This is a genomic window from Streptomyces sp. NPDC001507 (genome assembly GCF_042894765.1).
Lineage (GTDB): Bacteria > Actinomycetota > Actinomycetes > Streptomycetales > Streptomycetaceae > Streptomyces.
Genome location: NZ_JBIAVV010000003.1, coordinates 488009 through 512013, shown reverse-complemented (window position 1 = coordinate 512013; position 24005 = coordinate 488009). Strand labels below are relative to the sequence as shown.

Annotated in this window: 22 protein-coding genes, 1 tRNA gene and 2 pseudogenes; 12 read left to right on the top strand and 13 right to left on the bottom strand. The window is 71.1% G+C overall.

Translation table 11 applies throughout. The features are described from left to right. The first annotated feature begins 5 nt into the window (after nt 1-5). The 3 genes from ACFY0K_RS12680 (at nt 6) to ACFY0K_RS12670 (ending at nt 3503) form a co-directional block, all read left to right on the top strand. On the top strand, nt 6-1346 hold the full coding sequence (locus ACFY0K_RS12680; RefSeq protein WP_390639825.1) for a VWA domain-containing protein: 1341 nt from the start codon (nt 6-8) through the stop codon (nt 1344-1346). Nucleotides 1347-1414: 68 nt separating this feature from the next. Next, nucleotides 1415-3001 (top strand): FHA domain-containing protein, encoded by a 1587-nt coding sequence (locus ACFY0K_RS12675; RefSeq protein WP_390639824.1) that lies wholly within the window; start codon nt 1415-1417, stop codon nt 2999-3001. Nucleotides 3002-3098: 97 nt separating this feature from the next. After that, on the top strand, nt 3099-3503 hold the full coding sequence (locus ACFY0K_RS12670) for a globin (protein WP_390639823.1): 405 nt from the start codon (nt 3099-3101) through the stop codon (nt 3501-3503). A gap of 18 nt (nt 3504-3521) precedes the next feature. On the opposite strand, the gene ACFY0K_RS12665 is transcribed toward ACFY0K_RS12670, so the two are convergent. From ACFY0K_RS12665 to ACFY0K_RS12650, 4 genes are all read right to left on the bottom strand, one after another. Beyond that, nucleotides 3522-4202, bottom strand: a complete 681-nt coding sequence (locus ACFY0K_RS12665; protein WP_388711693.1) for a hypothetical protein — start codon at nt 4200-4202, stop codon at nt 3522-3524. After that, on the bottom strand, nt 4199-4612 hold the full coding sequence (locus tag ACFY0K_RS12660) for a thioesterase family protein (protein WP_093502926.1): 414 nt from the start codon (nt 4610-4612) through the stop codon (nt 4199-4201). Before ACFY0K_RS12660 ends, ACFY0K_RS12665 begins: the two co-directional genes overlap by 4 nt. A gap of 6 nt (nt 4613-4618) precedes the next feature. Further along, on the bottom strand, nt 4619-6283 hold the full coding sequence (ettA, locus tag ACFY0K_RS12655; protein ID WP_351959157.1) for an energy-dependent translational throttle protein EttA: 1665 nt from the start codon (nt 6281-6283) through the stop codon (nt 4619-4621). Between the two features lie 353 nt (nt 6284-6636). Then, on the bottom strand, nt 6637-7392 hold the full coding sequence (locus ACFY0K_RS12650; RefSeq protein ID WP_390639822.1) for a GntR family transcriptional regulator: 756 nt from the start codon (nt 7390-7392) through the stop codon (nt 6637-6639). A gap of 74 nt (nt 7393-7466) precedes the next feature. Here ACFY0K_RS12650 and ACFY0K_RS12645 point away from each other — a divergent pair. Both ACFY0K_RS12645 and ACFY0K_RS12640 read left to right on the top strand, forming a co-directional pair. Next, nucleotides 7467-7744: pseudogene (locus tag ACFY0K_RS12645) on the top strand (hypothetical protein). 594 nt (nt 7745-8338) lie between these two features. Further along, on the top strand, nt 8339-8653 hold the full coding sequence (locus ACFY0K_RS12640) for a hypothetical protein (protein WP_390640003.1): 315 nt from the start codon (nt 8339-8341) through the stop codon (nt 8651-8653). Nucleotides 8654-8964: 311 nt separating this feature from the next. Here the strand turns inward: ACFY0K_RS12640 and ACFY0K_RS12635 are convergent, their stop codons facing one another. Further along, nucleotides 8965-9360, bottom strand: coding sequence for a glycosyl hydrolase (locus tag ACFY0K_RS12635; RefSeq protein WP_390639821.1), 396 nt, complete (start codon nt 9358-9360; stop codon nt 8965-8967). A gap of 955 nt (nt 9361-10315) precedes the next feature. Further along, nucleotides 10316-10693 carry an STAS domain-containing protein gene (locus ACFY0K_RS12630; protein WP_390639820.1) on the bottom strand — a complete coding sequence of 126 codons (378 nt, stop codon included), beginning with the start codon at nt 10691-10693 and terminating at the stop codon, nt 10316-10318. 159 nt (nt 10694-10852) lie between these two features. Between ACFY0K_RS12630 and ACFY0K_RS12625 the strand changes: the two genes are divergently transcribed. Beyond that, nucleotides 10853-11332, top strand: a complete 480-nt coding sequence (locus ACFY0K_RS12625) for an ATP-binding protein (RefSeq protein WP_390639819.1) — start codon at nt 10853-10855, stop codon at nt 11330-11332. Between the two features lie 302 nt (nt 11333-11634). On the opposite strand, the gene ACFY0K_RS12620 is transcribed toward ACFY0K_RS12625, so the two are convergent. Further along, complete coding sequence (locus ACFY0K_RS12620) at nt 11635-11868, bottom strand: hypothetical protein (RefSeq protein ID WP_390639818.1); 234 nt, start codon at nt 11866-11868, stop codon at nt 11635-11637. 239 nt (nt 11869-12107) lie between these two features. On the opposite strand from ACFY0K_RS12620, the pseudogene ACFY0K_RS12615 reads away from it, so the two are divergent. The 3 genes and pseudogenes from ACFY0K_RS12615 to ACFY0K_RS12605 all read left to right on the top strand — a co-directional run. Next, nucleotides 12108-12418 (top strand): annotated as a pseudogene (locus ACFY0K_RS12615) (replication initiator); the annotation flags it as partial. A 41-nt stretch (nt 12419-12459) separates the two neighbouring features. After that, nucleotides 12460-12615, top strand: a complete 156-nt coding sequence (locus ACFY0K_RS12610; RefSeq protein ID WP_390640002.1) for a helix-turn-helix transcriptional regulator — start codon at nt 12460-12462, stop codon at nt 12613-12615. After that, nucleotides 12615-13229 carry a hypothetical protein gene (locus ACFY0K_RS12605; RefSeq protein WP_390639817.1) on the top strand — a complete coding sequence of 205 codons (615 nt, stop codon included), beginning with the start codon at nt 12615-12617 and terminating at the stop codon, nt 13227-13229. The genes ACFY0K_RS12610 and ACFY0K_RS12605 overlap by 1 nt, the downstream gene beginning before the upstream one ends. A 677-nt stretch (nt 13230-13906) precedes the next feature. Here ACFY0K_RS12605 and ACFY0K_RS12600 read toward each other — a convergent pair. Then, nucleotides 13907-14128 (bottom strand): hypothetical protein, encoded by a 222-nt coding sequence (locus ACFY0K_RS12600; RefSeq protein WP_351959151.1) that lies wholly within the window; start codon nt 14126-14128, stop codon nt 13907-13909. A gap of 412 nt (nt 14129-14540) precedes the next feature. Here ACFY0K_RS12600 and ACFY0K_RS12595 point away from each other — a divergent pair, with 412 nt between their 5' ends. Further along, nucleotides 14541-15335, top strand: a complete 795-nt coding sequence (locus ACFY0K_RS12595; RefSeq protein ID WP_390639816.1) for a ferritin-like domain-containing protein — start codon at nt 14541-14543, stop codon at nt 15333-15335. Next, entirely contained in the window at nt 15332-16417 is a 1086-nt protein-coding gene (locus tag ACFY0K_RS12590) for a zinc-dependent alcohol dehydrogenase family protein (protein WP_390639815.1), read from the top strand. The genes ACFY0K_RS12595 and ACFY0K_RS12590 overlap by 4 nt, the downstream gene beginning before the upstream one ends. Nucleotides 16418-16428: 11 nt before the next feature. Here ACFY0K_RS12590 and ACFY0K_RS12585 read toward each other — a convergent pair whose 3' ends face one another. The 5 genes from ACFY0K_RS12585 to ACFY0K_RS12565 all read right to left on the bottom strand — a co-directional run bounded on the left by ACFY0K_RS12585 (nt 16429) and on the right by ACFY0K_RS12565 (nt 23470). Further along, on the bottom strand, nt 16429-16788 hold the full coding sequence (locus tag ACFY0K_RS12585; RefSeq protein ID WP_390639814.1) for a hypothetical protein: 360 nt from the start codon (nt 16786-16788) through the stop codon (nt 16429-16431). 24 nt (nt 16789-16812) lie between these two features. Beyond that, complete coding sequence (locus tag ACFY0K_RS12580; protein ID WP_390639813.1) at nt 16813-18258, bottom strand: Cys-Gln thioester bond-forming surface protein; 1446 nt, start codon at nt 18256-18258, stop codon at nt 16813-16815. A gap of 469 nt (nt 18259-18727) precedes the next feature. Beyond that, on the bottom strand, nt 18728-19207 hold the full coding sequence (locus ACFY0K_RS12575) for a single-stranded DNA-binding protein (protein WP_390639812.1): 480 nt from the start codon (nt 19205-19207) through the stop codon (nt 18728-18730). A gap of 273 nt (nt 19208-19480) precedes the next feature. After that, nucleotides 19481-21859: a GTPase gene (locus tag ACFY0K_RS12570; protein WP_390639811.1), complete on the bottom strand. Its 2379-nt coding sequence runs from the start codon at nt 21857-21859 to the stop codon at nt 19481-19483. Nucleotides 21860-21862: 3 nt separating this feature from the next. Next, on the bottom strand, nt 21863-23470 hold the full coding sequence (locus ACFY0K_RS12565) for a dynamin family protein (RefSeq protein ID WP_351959145.1): 1608 nt from the start codon (nt 23468-23470) through the stop codon (nt 21863-21865). 320 nt (nt 23471-23790) lie between these two features. Here ACFY0K_RS12565 and ACFY0K_RS12560 point away from each other — a divergent pair. Beyond that, nucleotides 23791-23863: transfer RNA gene (locus ACFY0K_RS12560), tRNA-Arg, on the top strand. The last annotated feature ends 142 nt before the right edge of the window (nt 23864-24005 follow it).

The following is a 24005-nucleotide window of genomic DNA, read 5'->3' as shown; positions in this document are numbered from 1 at the left end:
CAGTCATGGCCAATTTCTCGAAATCGAGCGTGCCGCAGTTCTCGGTGGACGTGTACCAGAACGAGTACCTGCCGGAGGGCGGCCGCGAGGTCAACGCGATCGTCACGGTGACGGCGACCGGCGGCGGCACCGTCGGGACCGCGGTCGGCGCGTCGTACGCCCCCGGGCAGGGGCCCGCCGCCGGGGTGGCGATCATGGTCGACTGCTCGGGGTCGATGGACTACCCGCCCACCAAGATGCGCAACGCCCGGGACGCCACCGCGGCCGCGATCGACACCCTGCGCGACGGCACCCACTTCGCGGTGATCGGCGGCACGCACGTGGCCAAGGAGGTCTACCCGGGCGGCGGCCGGCTCGCGGTGGCCGACCGCTCCACCCGGGAGCAGGCCAAGCAGGCGCTGCGCCGGCTGAGCGCGGGCGGCGGCACGGCGATCGGCACCTGGCTCCGGCTCGCCGACCGGCTGCTCGCCTCCGCGGACGTCACCATCCGGCACGGCATCCTGCTCACCGACGGCCGCAACGAGCACGAGTCGCCGGAGGACCTCAGGGCCGCCCTGGACTCCTGCGCCGGACGGTTCACGTGTGACGCGCGCGGTGTCGGCACCGACTGGGAAGTGAAAGAAGTCACAGGGATCGCCTCCGCGCTGCTCGGCACCGCCGACATCGTCGCCGACCCCACCGCTCTGGCCGCCGACTTCACGCAGATGATGGAGACGGCGATGGGCAAGGAGGTCGCGGACGTCGCGCTGCGGCTGTGGACCCCGGTCGGCACGACCATCAAGTTCGTCAAGCAAGTGGCGCCCACGGTCGAGCAGTTGACCGACCGCCGCACCGAGGCCGGGCCGCGCGCCGGGGACTACCCCACCGGCTCCTGGGGCGACGAGTCCCGTGACTACCACGTCTGCGTGGAGGTCCCCACCGCCGGCCTCGGCCAGGAAATGCTCGCCGCGCGCGTCTCGTTGGTCGTCCCGCAGCCCGACGGAAGCGTCCAGAACCTGGGCGCACAGGGGCTGATCAGGGCGGTGTGGACGGACGACATGGTCGCCTCGACCTCCATCAACCCCCAAGTCGCCCACTACACAGGTCAGGCCGAACTGGCGCAAGCCATCCAACAGGGTCTGGATCTCCGCAAAGCGGGCGATATGGACGGGGCAACGGCCAAACTGGGTCGGGCCGTTCAGTTGGCAAGCGCTTCCGGGAACGCGGATACTGCGAAACTGCTTGCGAAGGTGGTGGACGTGGTCGACGCCACGACAGGTACTGTGCGACTGAAGGCGAAGGTCGAGGAGGCCGACGAGATGACTCTCGAGACACGGTCCACAAAGACTGTTCGTGTAAAGAAGTGACCTGACAGTCCACACGCAGGACCACCCAGACAGGCTCAGGACGATCCTGACAGAGAGGGAAGCCCGCCATGCCGACCTGCCCGAACGGACACCAGTCGGGTTCCGACGACTGGTGCGAGGTGTGCGGTCACCGCATGGCCGGTGCCGTACCTCCGCCGCCTCCGCCCCCGCCGACCGCGGGCGGCTACGGCTTCCCGCCACCCGCGTCCGGCGCCCCGGCCGGCGGCCCGGTGGGGGGCGGCCGGCATCTGTCCGCCGTGCCGAACTCCCCCGAGCCGGAGCTGTGCCCGCAGTGCCGCACGCCCCGTGAGGGCGGTGCGCCGTTCTGCGAGGAGTGCCGCTGGAACTTCCTGACCAACACGGCCACCTCCTACACCCCGGCCGCCCCGCGCCCGCCCGCGGGCGGCGGCCCGGCCGCGCCGACCTTCCGGCCGCCGGCCCCGCCGTCCTTCGGCGGCACCGACTCGTACGAGTACCAGGGCTCGCGCCCCTCGCAGGTGAACCGTCCGGCCGAGCCGATCCCGTCCTTCGGCAGCGAGCCCTCGGGCCCCACGCCGTTCGCGGGCGAGCGCGGCGGCCGGCCCGGCCCCTCCGGTCCGTCGGGTCCCGCCGGCCCGTCCGGCTTCGGCGGCGACCGCGGCCAGGCGGGTCCACCCGCGTTCGGCGGCGACCGCGGCCAGCCCGGGCAGTCCGGCCCGTCGGGCTTCGGCGGGGGCGACCGTGGCCAGTCCGGCCCGCCCGCCTTCGGCGGCGGCGAGCGCGGCCAGTCCGCTCCCCCGCCCTACGGCGGGGAGCGCGGCCCGGCTGCGCCGTCGGGGCCGTTCGGCGGCGCCCCCGGGCAGAACGCCGGCGGCGCGTCCGCGTTCGGTGCCCCGCCCGGCACCGGCCAGGCCTCCGGCCCCTACACCCGCGATCCCGGCGGCGGCCCGGCCGCCGGTCCGTTCGGTGGCCCGGACCCGTCCCGGCCGCCGGTTCCGCCGCCGCCCGGCGGCCCCGGTGCGACCACCGGCGGCGCTCCCGGCGCCTTCCAGCAGTCGGCCCCGCCCGCGCCGCCCGGCTTCCCGCAGGAGACCAGGCCACCGGCCGGCGGCCCGTCCTTCGGCGGCGGTGACGACGACTGGGTGATCTCCCCGCCGGGCCGGGCCGCGGGCCCCGGCGCGCCCGCCCGTCCCGGCGGTTACGGCTACCCGCAGCCCGGCGCCACCCAGGCCCCGCCCGGCCCCGCCTTCCCGCAGGCCCCGCAGGCTCCCGCGACCTGGACGGCGACGATCGGCCCGGACCGCGATTACTTCATGGCGATGATGCAGCGCTCGGGCCCCGAGGCGGCCGGACTCAACCTGCCCGCGTACTCCCCGGAGCAGCAGCGCACGCTCACCGGCAACCAGGTCACCATCGGCCGCCGCCGGCACTCCACCGGCGACACCCCCGACATCGACCTGGCGGTACCTCCGGAGGACCCGGGCGTCTCGCACCAGCACGCGGTCCTGGTCCAGCAGCCGGACGGCAGCTGGGCGGTCGTCGACCAGAACTCGACGAACGGGACGACGGTGAACGGCGGCGAGGAGCCGATCCAGCCGTTCGTCCCGGTGCCGCTGCAGGACGGCGACCGGGTGCACGTGGGCGCCTGGACGACCATCACCGTGCGACGGGGCTGAGCCGCGGCGCCCCCTCGGGGGCGCCGCCCCTTCCCCCGCACGTGCTCCGGGTCCTAAGCCTCAAGTCCTCGGCCACCCCGTCTGAGACCATGTAGGGGTGAGAGAGATTCGGCGCGGCACGCTTCAGGAGAAGACCTTCTACGAGCAGGTCGGCGGGGAGGAGACCTTCCGTCGGCTCGTCCACCGTTTCTACGAGGGTGTCGCCGAGGACCCGGTCCTGCGGCCGATGTACCCGGAGGAGGACCTGGGCCCGGCCGAGGAGCGACTCACCCTGTTCCTCATCCAGTACTGGGGCGGTCCCACGACGTACAGCGAAAACCGCGGCCATCCCCGGCTGCGGATGCGGCACGCGCCGTTCACCGTGGACCGGGCGGCGCACGACGCCTGGCTGCGGCACATGCAGGTGGCCGTGGACGAGCTGGGCCTCACCGAGGAGCACCGGGAGACCCTCTGGAACTACCTCGCCTACGCGGCCGCCTCGATGGTCAACACCCCCGACTGAGCGCCGACGGCGCGGCGCTCAGCGGACGCTGACGTCCAGCGCCCCGAGTCCGGCCCCGCGCACGGCGATCGACCCGAACGGGGTCCGCAGCCGCAGCCAGGCGCCCGCCGAGAGCAGTACGGCCTCGTCGCCCGGCTCGGTGCGCGGGCGCAGGAAGCCCAGTGACTGCGCCGCGTGGACGGCCCGGACCGGCAGCCGGGTGCCGCCGACGGTCCGGGACCAGATGTCCCGCCCGATCAGGTCGAGTGCGGCGCGGGTACGGCCGTCCGGGCCCAACTCCTCGGTACGGGACCGGAATTCGCCGACCGCTGCGGAGACCGTGGCGCGCAGCGCCTGGGGCGCGGGCAGCCCCGGCTCGGCCCGCCAGCCGCTCCGGGGCGGCAGCACCCCGGCCCACGGCGGCCCGGTGACCGCCTTCGGCACGGCGGCCGTGGCGGCCCGTTCGTCCAGCGACTCCAGCAGTTCGCCCGCCGACACGGTCACGTCGAGGGTGACGTCCAGCCCGTCCTCGTACGGCTTGGCGAGCCGCACCGCGCGGATCGCCAGCACCTCGAAGGAGGGCGGCCGGCCGAAGACGGCGAGCGCGGTGCCGGCCGCCTGCAGCCGCACCGCGGCCGAGCGGTCGTAGTGGAGCAGCCGGGAGAGGAAGGCGGCGAGGTCCGCCGCCTCCCCGTCGTCGGCCAGGTGGAGCACCGTCATGCGGCGACGGCCTCCTCCTTGTCGTCGTCGCGGTACTCCTCCAGGAAGTCCCGCTCCTCGGCGGTGATCCGGCGTGGCCGTCCGGCGTCGAAGTCGAACGGCACGACGACCGTCGAGGCCCGTACATAGACCAGGTCGTCGTCCTTCACCTCGTAGGTGATGGTGAAGGACGCGGCCCTGATCTCGGTGATCCACAGCTCGACGTCGACCGGGTGGTGCCGGTGGACGAGCTGCCGCTTGTAGTCGATCTCGTGGCGCGCCACCACCGACCCCTGCTTGAACTCCTTGTCCGGGCGGAACAGGAAGTCGATCCGGGCCTCCTCCAGGTAGCGGATGAAGACCGCGTTGTTGACATGGCCGTACGCGTCCATGTCGGACCAGCGCAGGGGGCAGCGGTAGAGATGGCGCAAGGTCGATCAGCCCCGGGTCAGCTTCTTGTAGGTGGCGCGGTGCGGACGCGCGGCGTCCGGTCCCAGCCGCTCGATCTTGTTCTTCTCGTAGGACTCGAAGTTGCCCTCGAACCAGAACCACTTGGAGTCGCCCTCGTAGGCGAGGATGTGCGTCGCCACCCGGTCGAGGAACCACCGGTCGTGGGAGACGACCACGGCGCAGCCGGGGAACTCGAGCAGCGCGTTCTCCAGGCTGGAGAGCGTCTCCACGTCGAGGTCGTTGGTCGGCTCGTCGAGGAGCAGCAGGTTGCCGCCCTGCTTGAGGGTGAGCGCGAGGTTGAGCCGGTTGCGCTCACCGCCGGAGAGGACACCGGTCGGCTTCTGCTGGTCCGGGCCCTTGAACCCGAACGCGGACACGTAGGCCCGGCTCGGCATCTCGACCTGGCCGACGTTGATGTAGTCGAGCCCGTCGGACACGACCTCCCACAGCGTCTTCTTCGGGTCGAGGTTGGCACGCCCCTGGTCGACGTACGAGATCTTGACGGTCTCGCCGACCTTGATGTCGCCGGCGTCCGGCGTCTCCAGGCCCTGGATCATCTTGAAGAGCGTGGTCTTGCCGGCGCCGTTCGGGCCGATGACGCCGACGATCCCGTTCCGCGGCAGCGTGAACGAGAGCCCGTCGACGAGGACCTTCTCACCGAAGGCCTTGTTCAGCTTCTCGACCTCGACCACGACGTTGCCCAGGCGCGGGCCCGGCGGGATCTGGATCTCCTCGAAGTCCAGCTTCCGCATCTTGTCGGCCTCGGCGGCCATCTCCTCGTACCGCGCGAGACGGGCCTTGGACTTGGCCTGGCGCCCCTTGGCGTTCGACCGCACCCACTCCAGCTCTTCCTTGAGCCGCTTCTGCCGCTTGGCGTCCTTCTGGCCCTCGACCTTGAGGCGGGTCGCCTTGGTCTCCAGGTACGTGGAGTAGTTGCCCTCGTACGGGTAGGCACGCCCGCGGTCGAGCTCGAGGATCCACTCGGCGACGTTGTCCAGGAAGTACCGGTCGTGGGTGATGGCCACCACGGTGCCGGCGTACTTGGCGAGGTGCTGCTCCAGCCAGTTCACCGACTCGGCGTCGAGGTGGTTGGTGGGCTCGTCGAGGAGCAGCAGGTCGGGGGCCTCCAGCAGCAGCTTGCACAGCGCCACACGCCGCTTCTCACCACCGGAGAGGGTGGTGACGGGCCAGTCGCCGGGCGGGCAGCCCAGCGCGTCCATGGCCTGCTCCAGCTGGGCGTCGAGGTCCCACGCGTTGGCGTGGTCCAGCTCCTCCTGCAGCTTGCCCATCTCGTCGAGCAGCGCGTCGGAGTAGTCGGTGGCCATCAGCTCGGCGATCTCGTTGAACCGGTCGAGCTTGCCCTTGATCTCGGCGACACCCTCCTGGACGTTCTCCAGGACGGTCTTCTCCTCGTTGAGCTCGGGCTCCTGCATGAGGATGCCGACGCTGTAACCGGGCGAGATGAAGGCGTCGCCGTTGGACGGCTGCTCGATCCCCGCCATGATCTTCAGCACGGTCGACTTACCGGCGCCGTTCGGGCCGACGACGCCGATCTTGGCCCCCGGCAGGAAGTTCAGGGTGACGTCATCGAGAATCACCTTGTCGCCGTGCGCCTTGCGCGTCTTGCGCATGGTGTAAATGAACTCAGCCAAGAGAAACCGTCCGGCAGCTTGAAATCTGGCAGTGGGCAGATACACCCCATCTTGCCTGACGTCCAGCCTCGGGTGTTAACCCGTTTGGTCCGGGGGCTGTGACCTGGGGGTTCGCCGGTGGCGACGGTCACCGGACTGTCACCGCCGGTGGCTGCCGAGTGGCCTCGGGGAGCCTTGGACGGCCCAAGGGCGGCCCAGAAGCGATCACTCGATGAAGCCCTCCCGGTGATCAGCACGTAGGAGTGGGATCGGAGCAGGAACCGCATCCGGTACCGGCTCGCGCCCGCCACTGCAGCTGCTCTCAACATCCACGGGGGCAGTAGCGAACCCCTCAGCTGGAACAGGGTTGTGCGTTATCGGTTGATGGGGATCTCGTAGACGATCTCGCAGTGGGCGGCGGGCACGATGATGTCCGCGGTTTCCACGGGCCGTCCCTGGTCGCTGTAGTAGGTGCGCCGGATGTGGGTGACGAGAGCGGCCTTCTGAATACCGAGGAGCGAGGCTTCCTCGGCGGAGGCCTGCCGGGGCTCCGGCTGCTCCACGGCATGGCTGACGGTGACCCCGATGGCGGCCATGCGGTTCACGACGCCCGTCCCGGCGTGCGGGCCTCCCTCGGGGAGGACGACGAGGGTGCCGGCGGTGAGGTCGTAGGGCTCCCAGCTCGTGGAGAGCTGCACGGACCTGCCGTCGGCCAGGAACTCGTACGCGGTCCGCACGCACAGGTCGCCTTCGGCGATGCCCAGCCGCGCGGCGACGTCGGCGGGAGCGGGCACCTTGGCGTCGGTCCGGCTCTCCCAATCCCCCTGCCCGCCAAGGGCCTTCATGTCCGCGCGGAACGGCGACCCCTGGGGCTGCTCGCGCACCGAGGACCGGACGACCCGCACGCGCTGCCGGGGCTCGGCAACGTACGTGCCCGATCCCGCCCGCCCCTCCAACACGCCCTGTGAGATCAGCAGTTCCTGCGCCCGGCGGACGACGTTCTCGCCCACGCCGCACTCCTGGCCGATCTGCGCTCGGGAGGGAAGACGGTCCCCCGGCTCCCACACGTGCTCCGCGATCCGCCGCCGGAGTTCGTCGGCGATGCGGAGGTAAGGCGGCTGCTCAGACATGTGGAAAATCTAGTCGACCCTAATCTAGTTAACTAGCTTCACTGAAAGTGATCGCTGGTGAAGGAGGCTGCCCTGTGCCCGCTTCGGGAGTTAGCGCGGCGGCCATCGCCGCCCGGCTGTCCGCAGTCGGATTCTCCACGCGGGTGGAGGAACGCGCCGGCTTCACGTCGGTCGAAGCGGAGTTACCGGAATCGCTCTCCGCCGAGTTGTGGAGGGAGGCCCTGGAGGTGGTGGCCGAGGCCGATCGGTCGGGCTCCACGCCACCAGCCTGAACGGCCGCACCCTCTGGGCGGTCGGACGCAAAGCGGTCCCCACAGCGGGCGATGCCGGGGGACCGAGCCATCAGCGATAGGAGCTGATTCAGCGTGCTCAACCGTATCCGCCACGCCGTCGCCCGCACCAGGGCGCGGTACGTCCCCAGGGGCAGGCACCGCCGCTGCTGAGCGCCGCCTCGGCTGCCATCTGCCCGTGTGTCCTCCGCGCCCGTTGACGGGCCGACGGTCGCTCTAAGGAGGGGTCTCCGACCGGATGGGCCACCGCGACCTGCTCAGAGGCGAGGACACCCCGGTTGTCCGCCCTTACTTGCTGGCCCGGGAGAAGCACGTACGGCAACTCTCGATGGATGCCCTGGCTACCGATGCGTCGGCTGGTGCGGGGTCGGTCCTGCTGGGGGTTGGCTGATGTCCCCGCAACAGCAGCCGCGCGAACTGGACGCCTCGGCCGCGACCTACCGCTCAACTGCCTGCCGTGTCGGCACGCACCACGAGTACGCAGAGTCTTCTCCGGCGTCGGCACCGGTCGACGTCCCGCTGATCTATGAGGCGTGCGACTGCTCGTGCCACTCGGTGACTGGTCCCTCGGCTTCGAGTGGGGTGAGGGGGTGAACGTCCGGGACTCTGGCGGTTTGCAGGCATCCAACATCGAAAGTCGACAGACGGGCGCGGGGATGACGACACACCGCGGGCTGAGGCTTCTCCCTTGGGTGGGGCCCGAGGGTAAGCCCTGCTACCTGAACACTGATGGCCCGGAAGGCTTCATGTCCCGCCTTGCGGACCATATCGAGTCGATTCAGGTCGGCATGGCGTCCGAACTTCTGGAGCATGCGACTTCGGCACTTGATGACGAGACCGCGAACGGCGAGGAATTGCGCCTTCTCGCAGCGCAGTTGGCTGGCGCATTGCGGGACGTGCTCCGTGTGGCTACCAGCCGCGGACGCCGTCACGCGGAGGACCTGGGAATAGAAGCAGCCTCCGGCCTGTAACACTCCAGTGTAGGGGCCCTATCGAAGACCAGTCAGACGGAACCGAGCTGAGTGCGACGACTCACATGAGGTCGGGTCGTCGCGCTCAGCACACCTTTTTGATCCGTAGCTCTACGGATAGCGGTCGGCAGAGGTCATGCGAGTCAGTCTGAGGCTTCTACGGACCGGTGTGGAGTATTGCCGGTCGTCAGAGTTGCCGTACTTCGCTGCTGTACGCAGCAATAGTCCCCAACACCTAGAGCTGAGCTGGAACACCCCTGCACTTGAACTAGCCTGATGATGTTTCGGCCCCACGCCGGCAAACAGACGCGCTAGTACCAGCCGGTGCAGGCGATTTCAGGGCGGTTACCGGCTTTGCCGCACGCTCGCATCACATACCCGGCGTCGTTGTGAGCGACCGTGTGCGCCTCGTGGCCACCCCGCGGGATCTTGGTGACGTCCAGCTGCTTCCAGGTCTGCCCCCCATTAGCGGACCAGTCGACCCAAACCGAGTCGCCACGCGAGCCGTTCGAGATACGCCCCCATGCGCAGCGGGTGCCGCTGTGGTAGCGCAGTTCAATCTTCCGCCGCCACACTTCAGCAATACCAACCGTTGACATGTAGCGCGGATCCCACAGGCTGGGATTGCCACCTGCAGGGCATGTCCACGGATTGGCTGCTGCGGCCGGCGTGGCCACTCCGATTGGACCGACGATCGCTGCACTCACGGCCAACGTCCAGGCCGCGCCAATTGCAGTACGTCGCGAAAAGCATATAGATGACATGGAAACCCTCCGAACTGGGTGGAAGTAATCAGCATGCCCCTCCCCGGCGCTTGCGTCTCCTGTCACCAGCCAGCGCATGGGCGTACGGGCAGTAGCTCAGGAAAAGGCGTGCGCCCTCGCTGTACCCACGCACGGAGACCCAGGCGGCACTGAGGCCTGTTGTTTGATCGTGGGCCACAGTCAACGGTGGTGACCGTTGTTGAATGAGACGGAAAACGAGACGGACTGGCGTGGGCTGACCACCGTTCGCATTACTGTTCGCAGGCGCATCCGACGCCTGCCTCGGCCGCGCATTTCGGATGCTGGTCGCAGCAACTTTCAAGGAAGGGTCCCGGCTAGCAGGCGCCTAGCCCTGCGGTGTGCGCTTTTCGTGACCACTTAGCAGCGGCGCCAGGCGTGCGCCTTCACAGATGTGCGGACCTAGCGACCATCACCGTCACCCCGTGACACTCCTGTCGTGCCGTGCGCTGATTGAAGTGACCCCGGGCGGGGTCATGGCGCCCAGGCTCCGGGGGGAGACATCCGGGCGCCGCAGGAGCAGGCTCGGTCTCCCCCCATGACCGGGCCTGCTCCTGCTCGCATCCCTACGCACCGCCGGACTTGTCGGCGCTGTATAAGTGGACCCAGGACCCTAGGGTTCCGTGACGCTCGCTCCCCCCCTTGAGCGAGCAGTCGCGTACAAGGGGCAGGCAGGTGCGTCCCCCCGTCGCCTGCCTGCCCCGTACGGGGTGTCCATGAGAACGGATCGCTCCTCGCCACCACCTGCGGCTGGAAGGCGAGCAGGGGGCGCCCTGCTGAAGACGCGGTTGCCGGGCGGCACGAGTCCACGACTCACCGTCCGACCCAGTACGGCAGGCAGCCCTGTGGGCCGGCCGAGTAGCTGGGGAGCTGTGACCGGTCAGGCGGTGAGTGCCTGGGAGAGGGTTTCGTGGCAGTCGATGACGATGTCGATGCCGACGAGTTGCAGGACGCGTTGCACGGCCGGGCAGGGTTGAGCCAGGCGGAGCCAGCCGCCGGCCTCGGTCAGGGTGCGGTGGGCGGTGATGAGGATGTTGATGCCGCTGGAGTCCATGAAGGTCACCTGCTCCAGGTCCAGCACGACGCGGGACCGGGGCGCTCCAGAGGCGTCGAGGGCCTGCGCGAGGATGTCACCGGTCTGGTGGTCGATCTCCCCGGCGACGGTCAGCACGTGGATACCGTCGGTGACGGAGGCTGCGATCGACAGTTCGCCCACCTGCATCGCCTGTTCGGTATCCGCCACTTCTCTTTCAGCCATGTCGGCGATCCTGGCACAGCCTTTCCCCCGCGCATATCGCTGCTCTGAACGCACGGAGTGATGCCTGGGTGAGACGAAGGCAACGCAAGGCGGCATGCGTCACGATCCCCGGTGCGGGTATACGCGCGTGGTGTGATTGGGGTAGCGAGGGTGGCCGCGATGGAAGCAGTACCAGTGGGTGAGGAAGGCACCACACCGGGTGAAAGAGCCATACAGACCACAGTGGCCCTGGACGGGGCTGGCAGCGCCATCCCCCAGGCGCGTCACCTGGCTGCCGATTTCCTCACCCGTGTCCAGGCGGAGCATGGTCTGCCGGTTTCGCAGCGTGCCATGGACCTGACCCAGCTGGTGGTGAGCGAGCTGGTCACCAACGCCCTCAAGTACGCTCCGGGCCCGGTGCTGTTGGACCTGCGGATCGCGGGTGACACGGTCGAGGTCGTGGTGTGGGACTCCGACCCGGTGCTGCCCATCGCCCGGGCTGCGGATGCCGGACGGGTGGGCCAGCACGGGCTGGAGATCGTCATGGCGGTCTGCCAGGGGTTCGAGGCGCAGCGGGAGCCGGTCGGCAAACGCATCACCGCCCGCATCACCCTGCTGGACGACCCGGGCGGCGCGATCACCGGACGACGCCCCCTGTAAGGAGGGCGCTCGCATGCCGAAGAAGTGAAGAGCCGGGTCTCTGACCTGCGGCCGTGCAATCGATCAACGCTGCGACCTGCGACTTAGCTGTCGGTGGTTGTCAGCGTTGGTCGTCGTTGAGCATCCCCGCACGGCCCAGAGACGGCCCCGAGCGGGAGGGCTAAGACAAGGACGACTGGACGACCGTTGGCACTTAGCGTGCCCGACGGGTCGGCACGGTCCCTGTGACTCTCCACGGCTATGCTCGCGCGGGAACGCCCCGCAGCGCGTGGCTGCGGAGCATTCCTGGCGCCTAGTGGCGTTTAGTCGACTGCCTGCCCGTTGCCCGTGCCGCCCCTGCAGGTCCCGGTGCCGGGGTTGGCCGGGTTGGGGGTCCAATCGACCGTTCCGCCGCCGTCGGTGCACTCACCCGGGGTGAGGGCGGCGCCGAAGCCCTGACTCGGGGTGAGGCTGGCGGCGGTGGCGGCACCTGTGAGGCCGAGTCCGGCGAGGGCTGCCGTGGCGATGCCGGCGGCGAGGATGCGTCGAATGCGCATTCGGTTCCCCTTTCGCGGATTGTCTTGATTGGGGCACTAACAGGTTGATGTTCGTCCATGTGGGTGGCACGTCACGTTGGGCCGTTCGGGTGACATAGCTATCGGGCGCGGGGTCGGTGGGGCGACCCGCCGGACAGCACACCTAGGTCGGCGTAGCAACTTTGGCCGGGAGCTGCTTCGGCGCGAGTGATCATGGCCCCTTACGCTGGCCCGCGGATCGGGCAGGCTTGTGGACCTGCATCTGGGCCTGGGCCCACATGCTCGGCTTCCGCGGCCACTTCTCCTCCAAATCCCGCCGCTACTCCACCACCCTCGCGCCCTGCGCCAAGCCCGCGCCGACTACCGCGCGACCCAAGAGGCCGACACCTTCGGCCTGGACGCCGTCGAGCCGGACACCGTCCTAGTCCTGGCCGACTGGCAGTACGCCGGTCACGGCCACACACCGGGGGAATCCGCCCTCGCCGCCACCATCGCCCGCGACCTCCAACTCAACCGGGAACCCGCCCGCGAAGCCCTACGCGACCAACTCGCCCAGGAAGGAACCGCCGCACGACGACAGGGCTTCCGAACCGGTTCCTCACCCCTGACGACCTGGTCGAGTTGTTCGAGCTGCCCAGCGTCGAGACGGTCTACCAGTGGCGTCGGAAGAGGACCGGTCCTCGCGGCTTCCGCGTCGGCCGGCATCTCCGCTTCGCCCCGGACGACGTACGGGCTTGGGTGGACTCCCAGTTGGGGGAGGCTGCCTGATGGCCGGACACATCCAAGACCGGTGGTACCGGGCCGAGGTCGGGCCGGACGGCAAGACCCTCAAGGTCAAGACCGAGCGCTACGGCACCGGCATGCGATACCGCGCCCGGTACATCGGGCCGGACGGCACGGAGAGGTCCAAGAGCTTCCCTGACAAGCAGAAGCGCTTGGCCGACTCGTGGCTGACCAACATCGAAGCGGACATGGCGCGCGGGCAGTACATCGACCCGAAGGCGGGACGGACGACGTTCCGTGAGTACGCCGAACGGTGGCTCGGCGCCCTCACCACCGACCTCACCAGCCGGGCCGCCGTTGAGCCTGCGCTGGCCTCCGCCGGCATCACCCCCACCCCGGAGAAGGGGCAGCGGTACGCCTCCGCCCGCGAGCACGGCATGCATGCGCTCCGGCACTTCTACCCCTCGGTCCTGCTGGACGCCGGACAGAGCATCAAGGCGCTGAGCCTGTATCTCGGGCCCAGCGACCCCGGATTCACCCTCCGTGTCTACACGCACCTCATGCCGTCCAGCGAGACGCGGATCCGGAAAGCCATCTCCGCGATGTACCGGGCCGCCGGTCACGCTCATGACAGCCCAGAGACGGCCCAGGCTGCCTGAGACGGCCCCTCATCGGCCGGAAAGTTGCTGGTGAGGGGCCTTTTCATGCCCTCTCGTGGCAAGTAACACCCCATCTTGCTGACGTCCAGCCTCGGGTGTTAACCCGTTTGGTCCGGGGGCTGTGACCTGGGGGTTCGCCGACGCTGACAGTAGCCCGTCCGTCACTGTCGGTTGCTGCCGAGGGGAAGGGGCACGGTTGGATCAGGGCTGCCGACCGATCCTGGAGGTTCATGCTGTTCCTCGGTCAGGACGGCAACGCGCTGGTGGCATGCACCGCCGTGCGCCGAAGCCCAACCGAACCCTGACATCCGGATGGGCCGACGCCTACCGGAGCCCGGATCTCCACCAGGCTTTCCCACCGTGGTGATGGGGCAGCGGGTCGTCGGTGCCGGGAGCGTTGCGGGTTCGGCTGAACGGTCGTGCAGGGTTCAACGAGACGGAAGCCGAGCCACACGCGTGCCCGAGGCGGGCTCCTCCGTGTCCTGGAGCAGCAAGGTCTCGTCTTCCCCGCAGTCAGGGGCCTGGAAGGGGTTGGCCGACGGAGGCGGCGATGCCGCAGCGGGGCGACGGGGTTGCCCTTCCAGGGCGGAGAACAGCGAAGTCATATCGATGAGAGGACTCTCTTTCGTTACGAGCCCTGAAGGGGCCCGGGTGTGCCGTGACCGGGCACAACGGTCCTACAGCTTGGTCATCTTGGCGTACGGGCTCAGGATCCGCATTTGCGCCGAGCCGAAATCCACGAGCGCCGCGACTCCGCCCTCGATGCCGATGACTCGGCCGAGGCCGTACATGTCGTGGGTGACCTGGTCCCCCACGGCGAAGTGTTTGGGAGCCGGCGTAACGGCGGCCTTGAAGGGGCTGGTAGGCAAGTGACGCTTCGGCGCAGCAGACTTTGTCATGGCTCAGTATGCGCCCACATGTGTCCCAGCCGCTGTGGCCGCCAACACAGATCGGGACGGGAACAGCCCTTTCTTGCCACTGACCTGGGGTTCCATGGCCAGGAAGAAGGTGGATGGGGGCGTGGGCCGCTCTGTGGTGGTTTCGGCGGGTGGCTTCAGAGGCTGCATCGGCAGGAGAGGTGGTCGCCCGCCGTCCGGGCCCTTCGCGTCGGTCCAGTCCGCGCCCGACTCCTCCAGGGACGTCCCGCGCAGGCAGTCTCCGTCGGTCACCGGGTCCCGGGATCAAGTAGGGCGAGTAGAGCAGGCGGCACCGACGACGCCGGGAGAGCGGCCGCCCGCGGAACGCTTCGGCGCCGGGCTGCGTCGTCCCTCTCCGGGGCACGGTGGGCGTGTTCCGGAGAGGGGAGACCGGGTGCTTACGGGCGGCTTCGCCAAGTGGACGGTGCGGTTCGAGGACGAACGTGCGCGCAGGCGTGCCCAGGGTGATCCGGACTGGGGGCGGGGCGCGACGCTGCATCCGGCGGTGTGGGCGAGCATCCAGCGCTTCCAGGTCGGCGAGGACGGCGACGGCGCCAACCTGATCGGCAAGGCGGACCAGGCCGGCGACGCCGACTACGGGGAGGCGGTCCGGCTCTTCGTCGCCGAGGAACAGAACCACGCCCGGCTGCTGGCCCGGCTGCTGGCCGCGGGGGGCGTGCCGACCTTGGCCGGGCACTGGAGCGACGCGGTCTTCGTACGGCTGCGGCGTCTCACGGGCCTGCGCATGGAGCTGCTGGTACTGATGATCGCGGAGGTCGTGGCGCTGCGTTACTACCGGGCCCTGCGCGACGGCACCGACGACGCGCTCACCGAGGAGGTGGCGGGGCGGATCCTGTCCGACGAGGAGCGTCACGTGCCGTTCCACTGCGAGCGGCTGCATTCCTCCCTGGCGGAGCTGCCCCGCGCCACCCGCCGGCCGGTGATGGCCCTGTGGCGGGTTCTTCTGCTCGCCGTCTGCGTCGTCGTCGCCGCGGACCACGGAGCGGCGCTGCGCCGCCTCGGCACCGGGCGCCTGCGGTTCGTGCGGGATGTCATGGCCTCGTCCCACGGGGTGGTCTCCGCCGTGCTGGTGCCCGGCCCGGGCCCTGCGGGGCATTCCGCCGCTCCCTTCGACATGACAGCACTCGGGCCGGAGCGCACGCTGGGAGGGTCGAGAGGTCGCTCATGACGCGGTACATGCGGGCGCTCGTGGCCGGCAGGGCCGGTGAGCCGGGCGATGTCCTGCGGGTGGAGTCCCGGCCCGTTCCCACGGCGGGGGCGGGCCAGGCGCTGCTGCGGGTGGAGGCGACGCCGGTCCACGCCAGTGATCTGCACGTGCTGCGCGGGCGCTACGGCTTCTCCCCCGGGTTCCCCGCGGTCGGGGGGTACATGGAGTGCGTGGGCCGTGTCGAGGCCATCGGCACGGGCACCGAGGGGCTGAAGATCGGCGAGCGCGTGGTGTACGTCGCGATCCCCGCGGTGCCCGGGCCGCAGGTCGACGGGACCTGGCAGGAACACCTCGTCGCCGATGCGCACCGGCTGCTGCCGGTCCCCGGCAAGCTGAGCGACTCCGACGCCTGCCAGCTCGCCGTCAACCCGTTGACCGCGCTGCTCCTGGTCACGCGCGAGCTCGACGTGCAGCCGGGTGAATGGCTGTTGCAGACGGCGGCGGGCTCCACCGTCGGCCGGCTCGTCATCCAGCTGGCCCGGCATCTGGGCATCCGCACGATCAACGTGGTGCGGCGGCGGGATGCCGTCGAGGAGATCAGGGCGCTGGGCGGCGACGAGGTCATCTGCACGCAGGACGAGGACCTGGTGCGGCGGGTGGCCGAGATCGCGGGACCGGCCGGTGTGCACAAGGCCACCGACTGCGTCGCCGGCGAGGTGGGTGCCCAGGTGTCCCGGGCACTGGCTCCGGGAGGAGTGACCGTGGTCTACGGCGCGCTCTCCACCCACCGGCAGACCGACCCCGTGGCGCTGACCATCCCGGTGTCGGCGCGCTCGGTCATCTACGAGACGAAAGTGGTCCGCGGGTTCTGGCTGAACCGCTGGTTCGGCACCGCCTCGCCCGCGGAGGTGCTGGACGCGCTGTGTGAGGTCCGCAGCCTCGTCGTCGGTGGAGTGCTGAGCATCCCCCCGGGCCGGCCGTTCCCGCTCGAACGCTTCGCCGAAGCCGTCTCGTTCGCCGAGGCGCCCGCTCACGGCGCCAAGCCGCTTCTCGTCTTCGAGGACGGACGGGCTGGACGGGACGGACGGGACGGACGGGACTGAGAAGCGGCCGCCTAGCGAGGGCGCAGGGCCTTGTGCAGGAACAGGACTGTCACCGCGACCGCTCCGACGGCTCCGACGGCTCCGGTCGAGCGGAAGGCCCGGGAGGATCGCCAGGACAGGGTCGACCAGCGGGAGTTGGCCGAGAGGACGGAGCCTGTGCTCAGCCAGGATCCGGCCGAGACCAGGGACAGCGCCGAGCCGATCGAGCCCGCCGAGAGGGCGCTGCCGATCGAGCCGACGGAGAGGGCCGAGCCCACCGAACCGATGGAGAGCACGGAGCCCACCGAGCCGATCGACAGCACCGAGTCGTGCGACCACAGGGACAGGACCGAGTCCGACGACACACTGCGGGGCGCGGGTGAGTTGGTCATGACGTCATAGTGCCCGTCCGGGAGTCAGTCGGTCTGCTGGTTCTCCCGCTGGCGGAGGATCACCAGGACCGCGCCGCCGATCACCACCAGGCCGATGGCCACGCCCGTGATCACGCCGGTCGCGGAGTCGCCGCCGGTCGCGGCCAGGTTGACGTCGGAGGCGGTGCCGCCCACCGAGGCCGGGCTGGGCTCGCTGAGGGTCTGGGTGGCGAGGCCGGCGTCGGCGCCCTGGGTCTTGCAGTCGAGGACACCGGTGAAGCGGCGTTGGAGGCCGTTCGCGTCGGTGATCGTGAAGTCGTAGGCCTGGTCCTCCTGGAGCGGGACGGTCACCGTCCGCGAGGAGTCGGCGGGGATGGTGTACTCCGTGCTCACCAGCTCGAAGGTGAACGGCTTGTCCCCGGTGTTGGCCGCGGTGATGTCCACGCCGCTGCGGGCGCAGTTCTTCTGGGCCGACAGTGCCGGTATGGCGCCCTGGTCCGCCCAGGTCGCGTTCGCGGTCGCGGCGACCGTGGACTCGCTGGAGCCGGCCAGGATCTGGGTCTGGCTGCGGCTCGCGGAGGTGAAGGCCCGGCCGACGGGGACGGTCGTCGACGCCTGGACGCTCAGTTCGGCGGAGGCGTCCGCAGCATCGTCGGGGACCTTGAAGTACAGCTCGCTGCCGTCCCGGGCGGTGGTGACGGGCTTGCCTGCCTTGTCGGTGATCCGCACGCCGCTGAGGGCCGCGTCGGACGGCGGGACGACGGTGACCGTGCTCGCGTTGGTGTGGACCGTCACCGGACCGAGCAGGCCGCCCGGCCGGCCGGACACGGCCGACGGGGAGAGGGTCAGCGAGGCCTGCGGCTCGTTCTGGCCGCGGGCGTTCTTCTCCAGGTAGTCGGCGAGCTTCTCGGCCTGCGGGTCGACGGCGTCGACGTCCGCGCCGTCCGAGTAACGCCAGATCGCCACCTGCGTGCCGGCCGCCGCGTCCTGCTCGGTGAGACCGCCGGCACCGGCCTTGCGGGCCAGCGCGGCGAGGTCGTTGACCTGCGGGTAGGAGTTCTGCAGGATCCAGCGGATGTTGCCGGCGTTCTTGTTGGCGCCGAGCGAGGTGCCGCTCCACGCCGTCTCCTGGTACTTGGCGTCCCGCTGGGCGGGGTTGTGGAGGTCGACGCAGTACGTCTGGAGCGTGCCGCCGCCGTCCACGGACATCTCGAACAGGCCCGCGGCCACCTGCTCGTCGCCGCTGTCTCCGTGGACCACGGCCGCGCCGTAGGTCTTCAGGCCGTTCATGGTCGCCGTGGCCCCGCTCTGGCTCTGGGCGGTCCCGTCGTCGGCCGCGGCCGGGCCGGCGCCGGTCAGCGCGGCGGCGGCCACCAGCCCGGACACCAGGGCCGCGGCGGCGAGGCGGACCATGCCTCTCGCGGCCACGGCGGTGCCGTAGTGCCTGGTGGACGCGCTGGGCGCCGAGAGACCAGAGAACGCAGCGAGCACAGAATTCCCCTTCGAGCAGGACCCGTTGGACGCGGGGTGTGGTCCCACCAGCAGAATCAGCGGCCCCAGGGGCCACGCCCGGCATCCTATGGATCAGCCGGACCCCCCTTTCCCGGTGGGATGGTCCGATGAGCGATCCGATCCGTAATCGTTATCGCGGAGGCGTCAACGAGCAGGGCCTATCGACAAATCCACCCGGTCGTGGTGACGGGCACTTCGGAGCGCGTTCACCGATAAGCCGTCAAGAGACCTCAACGGACGTCAAGGGACGTCAAGGGACGTCAAGGGACGTCAAGGGACGTCAAGGGACGTCAAGAGCCGCCAAGGCGTCGTCAGTCGGGTGTCGGTGGCTGACGCCGGGCGCCCGTGGGCGTCGACGGGCGCCGACGGATGTCAACGGGCGGCCGTGCGGCCGCCGTTCGGGTAGCCCGACGTCGACGGACCTTGACGCGCAGTCACTTCATGCCCCTCACGGCGCAGCGGCCGCCACCGCCACCGGTTCCGGCTGCGCCCCGGCGGGCGGGTCGGGGGACTCCGCCGGTGTCTCCCAGTCGGGTTCCGGGCGCGGTGGCGCGGGTGCCGCCGTGTCCGGCCTGCCGGTCCGCCGGAAGGCCGCCGTGCCCCGGGCGAGGTCGTGGCCGATCGCCACCGCGTCGATGTCGGCGGAGGTCCACTGCTGGCCCTCCCGGGTCTCGGCGCGCACCTTCAGCCGCCCCTGTACGACGACCGGGTCGCCGACCGTCAGCGAGGTCGCCGCGTTGGTGGCGAGTTGTCGGTTGGCCCACACCGTGAAGAAGTTGGTGTGGCCGTCCGTCCAGGCGTTCTTCTCGCGGTCCCAGTAGCGCGCGGTCACCGCCAGTCGGAACCGGGCCGACGGACCTGCCGCCAGCTCCCGGAACACCGGCTGCGTCGCCACGTTGCCCACCGCGCAGACCATCGTCTCGTTCATCACGAACCCCTCCCTCACCCGGCCGCCACGGCCGGGCGGATCCGCGTACGGGGCCGTCCCGTACGGCTGTGTCCACCACGGCGACCGCCTGCCCGGGACGCCGGTCGCGGTCGCCGTGGGTCCAGACTGCCGCCGTCGGCGCAGGCCCGCCGAGCGCTGTGGACCACCGCCGGCCTGTGGAGAACCCCGCCACCCGCACGAGTGACCCCGTCCCCCAGGCGGGGCCCCGCCCAGGCCCGAACCCCGGCCGCGGCCCCGCCCCGTTCCCCGGCCTCACCCCACTCCGGCCACTCCGGTCGCTCCGGCCACTCCGGTCACTCCGGTCGCTCCGGTCACTCCGGCCACTCCGGCACCCGTCCGCGTCACCCGCGCGTACTGCTCCCGCACCTCCTGGTAGCGCAGCAACTCCGCCGCCACCGGATCCAGCACCCGGGCCCGCCCGCAGCCGGCCGCCGCTTCGCGGAGCCGGCGTTCCGCCTCCAGGCCGTACCGGCGGGCCGGGCCGCGGGCCGCCATCCGGCAGCCCCACTCGACCAGCGGGCCGCCGATGATCCCGGAGACCATCAGCAGCACCGGAACGCCCAGGTTGGGCGCCGTCACCCCGGCGATCTGCCCCATCAGCCACAGTCCGCCGACCACCTGGAGGAGCGTCATGGCGGCCTGGGCCAGCACCGCCACCGGCCACCAGCCCGGCCGCGGTGGCCGCCCCGGCGGCAGCCCGGCCCGCGCGGCCAGGTCGTCGAGCGCTTCCGGAAGGCCCTGCGAGCCGCGTACGGCCGCCTCGCGCACCGCCTGCGCCCAGGGTGCGGGCAGTCCGGCCGAGGCCCGCTCGGAGACCGTGCGCACCGCCTGCTCGACGCGCTGCCGCGCGGTGGCCTCCACCTCCGGCTGGGCCTTCTGCAGGCGTCCGGTGGGCGGCTCGCCGCGCTTCTGGTACCAGCGCCACAGCCGGAACCAGGGCGTGCCGCAGGCCCGGTTGGCGTTGCGCCGCCAGGCCCGTTCGGCGGCCTCGCCGGCGGCGGTGGCACCGACCGCGTCCGCGAGCCGCCCGGCGAACTCCTCGCGCGCCTCCTCGCTGAGCCCGGCGCGCCTGCCGGTGGCGTAGACGGGCCGCAGCCGGGCCGCGGCGGCGTCCACGTCGGCGGCGACCCGGCGGGCCGCCGCGCCCCGCTCGGACACGAACTGGCCGAGCACCTCGCGCAGTTCGCCGACGCCGTCGCCGGTGAGCGCGGACAGCGCGAGCACGGTCGCGCCCGGATCGCCGTACTCGCCGAGGGCGATGCCGTCGTCGTCGAGCAGCCGGCGCAGGTCGTCCAGGACCTGGTCGGTGGCCTCGCCGGGCAGCCGGTCGGTCTGGTTGAGGACGATGAACATGACCTCGGCGTGGCCGGCCATGGGCCGCAGATAGCGCTCGTGGAGGACGGCGTCGGCGTACTTCTCGGGGTCGACGACCCAGATCACCGCGTCGACGAGTTTCAGGATCCGGTCGACCTGTGCGCGGTGCTGGACGGCGGCCGAGTCGTGGTCGGGCAGGTCGATCAGGACCAGCCCGCGCAGCTGTGCGTCGGCCTCCGGGTTGTGCACGGGGCGGCGGCGCAGCCGGCCCGGGATGCCCAGCCGGTCGATGAGGGCCGCGCTGCCGTCGCTCCAGGTGCACGCGATGGGTGCGGAGGTGGTGGGCCGGCGTACTCCGGTCTCCGAGATGGCGACTCCGGCGAGCGCGTTGAACAGCTGGGACTTGCCGCTGCCGGTGGCGCCGGCCAGGGCGACGACGGTGTGCTGGCCGGAGAGCCGGCGCCGGGTGGCCGCCTCGTCCAGGACCCGGCCGGCCTCGCCGAGGGTGTTGCTGTCGAGGCGGGTGCGGGAGAGGCCGACGAGCTCGCGCAGGGCGTCGAGGCGGGAGCGCAGGGGGCCGTCGTAGGCGAGCGGGGCGGGGGCCGGGGCGCCCGGGCCGCGGGTCTCCACGACGGGGACTGCGGCCTTGGCGGTCTCGGTGACCCGGCGGGCGATGAGGCCGTCGTCCCAGACGTCGTCACCGGCCGGATCGTCCTCGGCGGCGGCCGGGCGGTCACCGCTGGCGGGCGGGCGGTCACCGGCGGCGGCCGGGCGGTCACCGGTGGCGGCCGGACGGTCGCCGCTGGCGGCCGGGCGGTCACCGCTGGCGGCCGGGCGGTCACCGGTGGCGGCCGGACGGTCGCCGCTGGCGGGCGGGCGGTCGTCGGCCGGCTCCCGCTGCTCCCGCACGCGTGCGTGCGGGACGCTCTCGGCGGCCGACTCGGCGGCCTCGGTCGCCTCGGGAGTCTGCGGCGCTCCGGAAGCCTCGGGAGCCTCGTCGGTGTCCGTGTGCTCCTGCGGCTCCTTGAGGTCCTTCCCGGCCTCGTCCCGATGCCGGTCGCCGTCCGGGGCACGGTCCCGTACGGACTCCCGTACGGACTCCCGTGCCGACCCCCGCGCGGACTCCCGTGCCGACCCCCGCGCGGACTCCCGGGCCGACCCCGCCGACTCCCGTGCCGGCTCCCGCACGGCGTCCGGTGCGGTGTCCACCGCGGCCGGTCCGGCCTCGAAGTCGCTGGCGTAGTCACCGGTGAAGTCACTGGTGTGATCCATGCGTTCCATGCGATCCGTGTGGTCGTGGTCAGTGACGGCGGTCACCGGTCACCTCTCCTTCTGCAGGACGGACAGGGCGGCGATGAGTTCGGCCTGGGGCTCGGGGTGCACGTCGAGGGCGTCGAGCGGGGCGAGGCGGCGCTCGCGTTCGGCGTGCAGAACGCGGTCCACGTGTTCGGAGAGCAGCCGTCCCGCGCGGTCGCGCAGCCGCAGCGCGCCGTGGGCGCCGATGCGCTCGGCGAGCCGCTCCCCCGCGATCTTGGTGCGCCGGCCGCCGAGCAGCGCGGTGGCGACCAGGGCGGCGACCACCTCGGAGTCCGGGGCGACGCTGCGGTCGAGCTCGCGCACCTCGTCCTCGGCGTACTCCTCCAGCTCGCGCCGCCAGCGCCGGACGGCGAGGCCGATGCGGTGCTCGGCGCTCTCCAGGGACGGGTCGCGGTCGGTCAGCCCTGCGGCGGCGGAGGCCGGCTCGCGCCGCCAGGCGTCGTCGACACGTTCGTCGGCGGCGGTGACGGAGCAGAGCAGCAGGGCGGCGAGGCTCTCCACCAGGGCGTCCAGGAGTTCCTCGGCGGAGCAGTCGAGCGGGTAGGCGCGCCAGCGCTTGAGGGCGTCGCCGGCGAGGACGGCTCCGGCCTGGAGGCGCCCGCGTAGGCGCGCGTGTTCGCTGTCGTAGGCCGTGTCGACGGCGGAGGTCAGGCGCAGCGCGGCGGCGTACTGGGCGGCGGCGGCGCCGGCCAGTTCGGGCATGCGGGCCTTGAGGGAGTCGAGGAGGCCGTGTGCGGTGCGGGCCAGGGTGTGGCTGCGGGCGCCGGGATCCTGGGCCTGGTGGAGGAGCCAGGCGCGCAGCGGGGCGACAGCGGTGGCCGGGAGCAGGCCGCCGCCCCAGGCCGACTCGGGCAGCTCGGGCACGGTGAACCGGGGTACGTCACCGAGTCCGGCCTTGGTGAGCAGGGCGCCGTACTGCCGGGAGACCTCCGAGACGACCGTGTGCGGGACCCGGTCGAGGACGGTCACCAGGGTGGCGTCGTACTCCTTGGCGGTGCGCAGCAGGTGCCAGGGGACGGCGTCGGCGTAGCGGGCTGCCGTGGTCACCATCACCCAGATGTCGGCGGCGCAGATGAGTTCCGCGGCGAGCACGCGGTTGTCGACGACCAGGGAGTCGATGTCGGGGGCGTCGAGCAGGGCGAGGCCGCGCGGGATGCTGTCGGCGGTCTCGACGCGCAGCACGCGCGCGGGATTGTCGCCGGGGAGGAAGGGGTCGTCGCTTGGCTCCTGGTGGGGCACCCACTCCCGGGTCAGGTCGGGCAGCACGCGCATGCCGCTGAACCAGTGATGGTCCTCCGGATGACAGACCAGGACCGGGGTGCGGGTGGTCGGCCGCAGCACGCCCGCCTCGCTGACCCGGCGGCCCACCAGTGAGTTGACGAGGGTCGACTTGCCGGCACCCGTGGACCCGCCCACCACGGCCAGAAGTGGCGCTTCGGGTTCTCTGAGGCGGGGCACCAGATAGTCGTCGAGCTGTGCGAGCAGTTCGTCGCGGTTGGCACGCGCGCGTGGAGCCCCCGCCAGGGGCAGCGGGAAGCGTGCGGCAGCGACACGGTCGCGCAGGGCGGAAAGTGTGTCGAGCAGCTGAGGCCGTACGTCCAAGGTCACCACATGCGAAGAATGCCCAATTTTAGGGGAATTCTGAAGCATATAGACATGTCTGCGTGCCGACAGGACACAACGGGCGGAAGGGGCGACTGGGACGGAGGCACAGTCCAGGCATAACGAGTGCACAACACCCGGTGCGTCGGGCGCCAAAAGCGATGCACGATTCGTACCTGCCTGCGATTATCAGGACCGCTTCACCGAACCTCCACATCGAGCCACGGAGGCGAAGCAACAGGGACACGGATCGGGGAGTTCTATCCTTGTCCCCGGCAACGTCACGGACCCGCCCCACCAGGGCAGTGCGTACGAGGCCAGCACAGCCGGCCCCCGTAGCTCAGTGGATAGAGCAGGCGCCTTCTAAGCGCTTGGCCGCAGGTTCGAGTCCTGCCGGGGGCGCTTCGCGGAGGCGGCGCGGCAGGTGGCCGGTTCTCTCCCGTGACCACAGGGGGTCTCCCGTCCTGCCGTAGTGGATCCCCGGCCGTGACGGCCGCGGTGACCGGCGGGCCGGTGCGGGCCGCCCGGAGCCGCCTGACGCGTC

Coding starts and splice junctions, on each gene's coding strand:
- ACFY0K_RS12680 (WP_390639825.1), top strand. CDS start 6: ATGGCCAATTTCTCGAAATCGAGCGTGCCGCAGTTCTCGGTGGACGTG.
- ACFY0K_RS12675 (WP_390639824.1), top strand. CDS start 1,415: ATGCCGACCTGCCCGAACGGACACCAGTCGGGTTCCGACGACTGGTGC.
- ACFY0K_RS12620 (WP_390639818.1), bottom strand. CDS start 11,868: ATGCGCATTCGACGCATCCTCGCCGCCGGCATCGCCACGGCAGCCCTC.
- ACFY0K_RS12640 (WP_390640003.1), top strand. CDS start 8,339: ATGACGACACACCGCGGGCTGAGGCTTCTCCCTTGGGTGGGGCCCGAG.
- ACFY0K_RS12625 (WP_390639819.1), top strand. CDS start 10,853: ATGGAAGCAGTACCAGTGGGTGAGGAAGGCACCACACCGGGTGAAAGA.
- ACFY0K_RS12630 (WP_390639820.1), bottom strand. CDS start 10,693: ATGGCTGAAAGAGAAGTGGCGGATACCGAACAGGCGATGCAGGTGGGC.
- ACFY0K_RS12585 (WP_390639814.1), bottom strand. CDS start 16,788: ATGACCAACTCACCCGCGCCCCGCAGTGTGTCGTCGGACTCGGTCCTG.
- ACFY0K_RS12665 (WP_388711693.1), bottom strand. CDS start 4,202: ATGACGGTGCTCCACCTGGCCGACGACGGGGAGGCGGCGGACCTCGCC.
- ACFY0K_RS12650 (WP_390639822.1), bottom strand. CDS start 7,392: ATGTCTGAGCAGCCGCCTTACCTCCGCATCGCCGACGAACTCCGGCGG.
- ACFY0K_RS12605 (WP_390639817.1), top strand. CDS start 12,615: ATGGCCGGACACATCCAAGACCGGTGGTACCGGGCCGAGGTCGGGCCG.
- ACFY0K_RS12575 (WP_390639812.1), bottom strand. CDS start 19,207: ATGAACGAGACGATGGTCTGCGCGGTGGGCAACGTGGCGACGCAGCCG.
- ACFY0K_RS12590 (WP_390639815.1), top strand. CDS start 15,332: ATGACGCGGTACATGCGGGCGCTCGTGGCCGGCAGGGCCGGTGAGCCG.
- ACFY0K_RS12600 (WP_351959151.1), bottom strand. CDS start 14,128: ATGACAAAGTCTGCTGCGCCGAAGCGTCACTTGCCTACCAGCCCCTTC.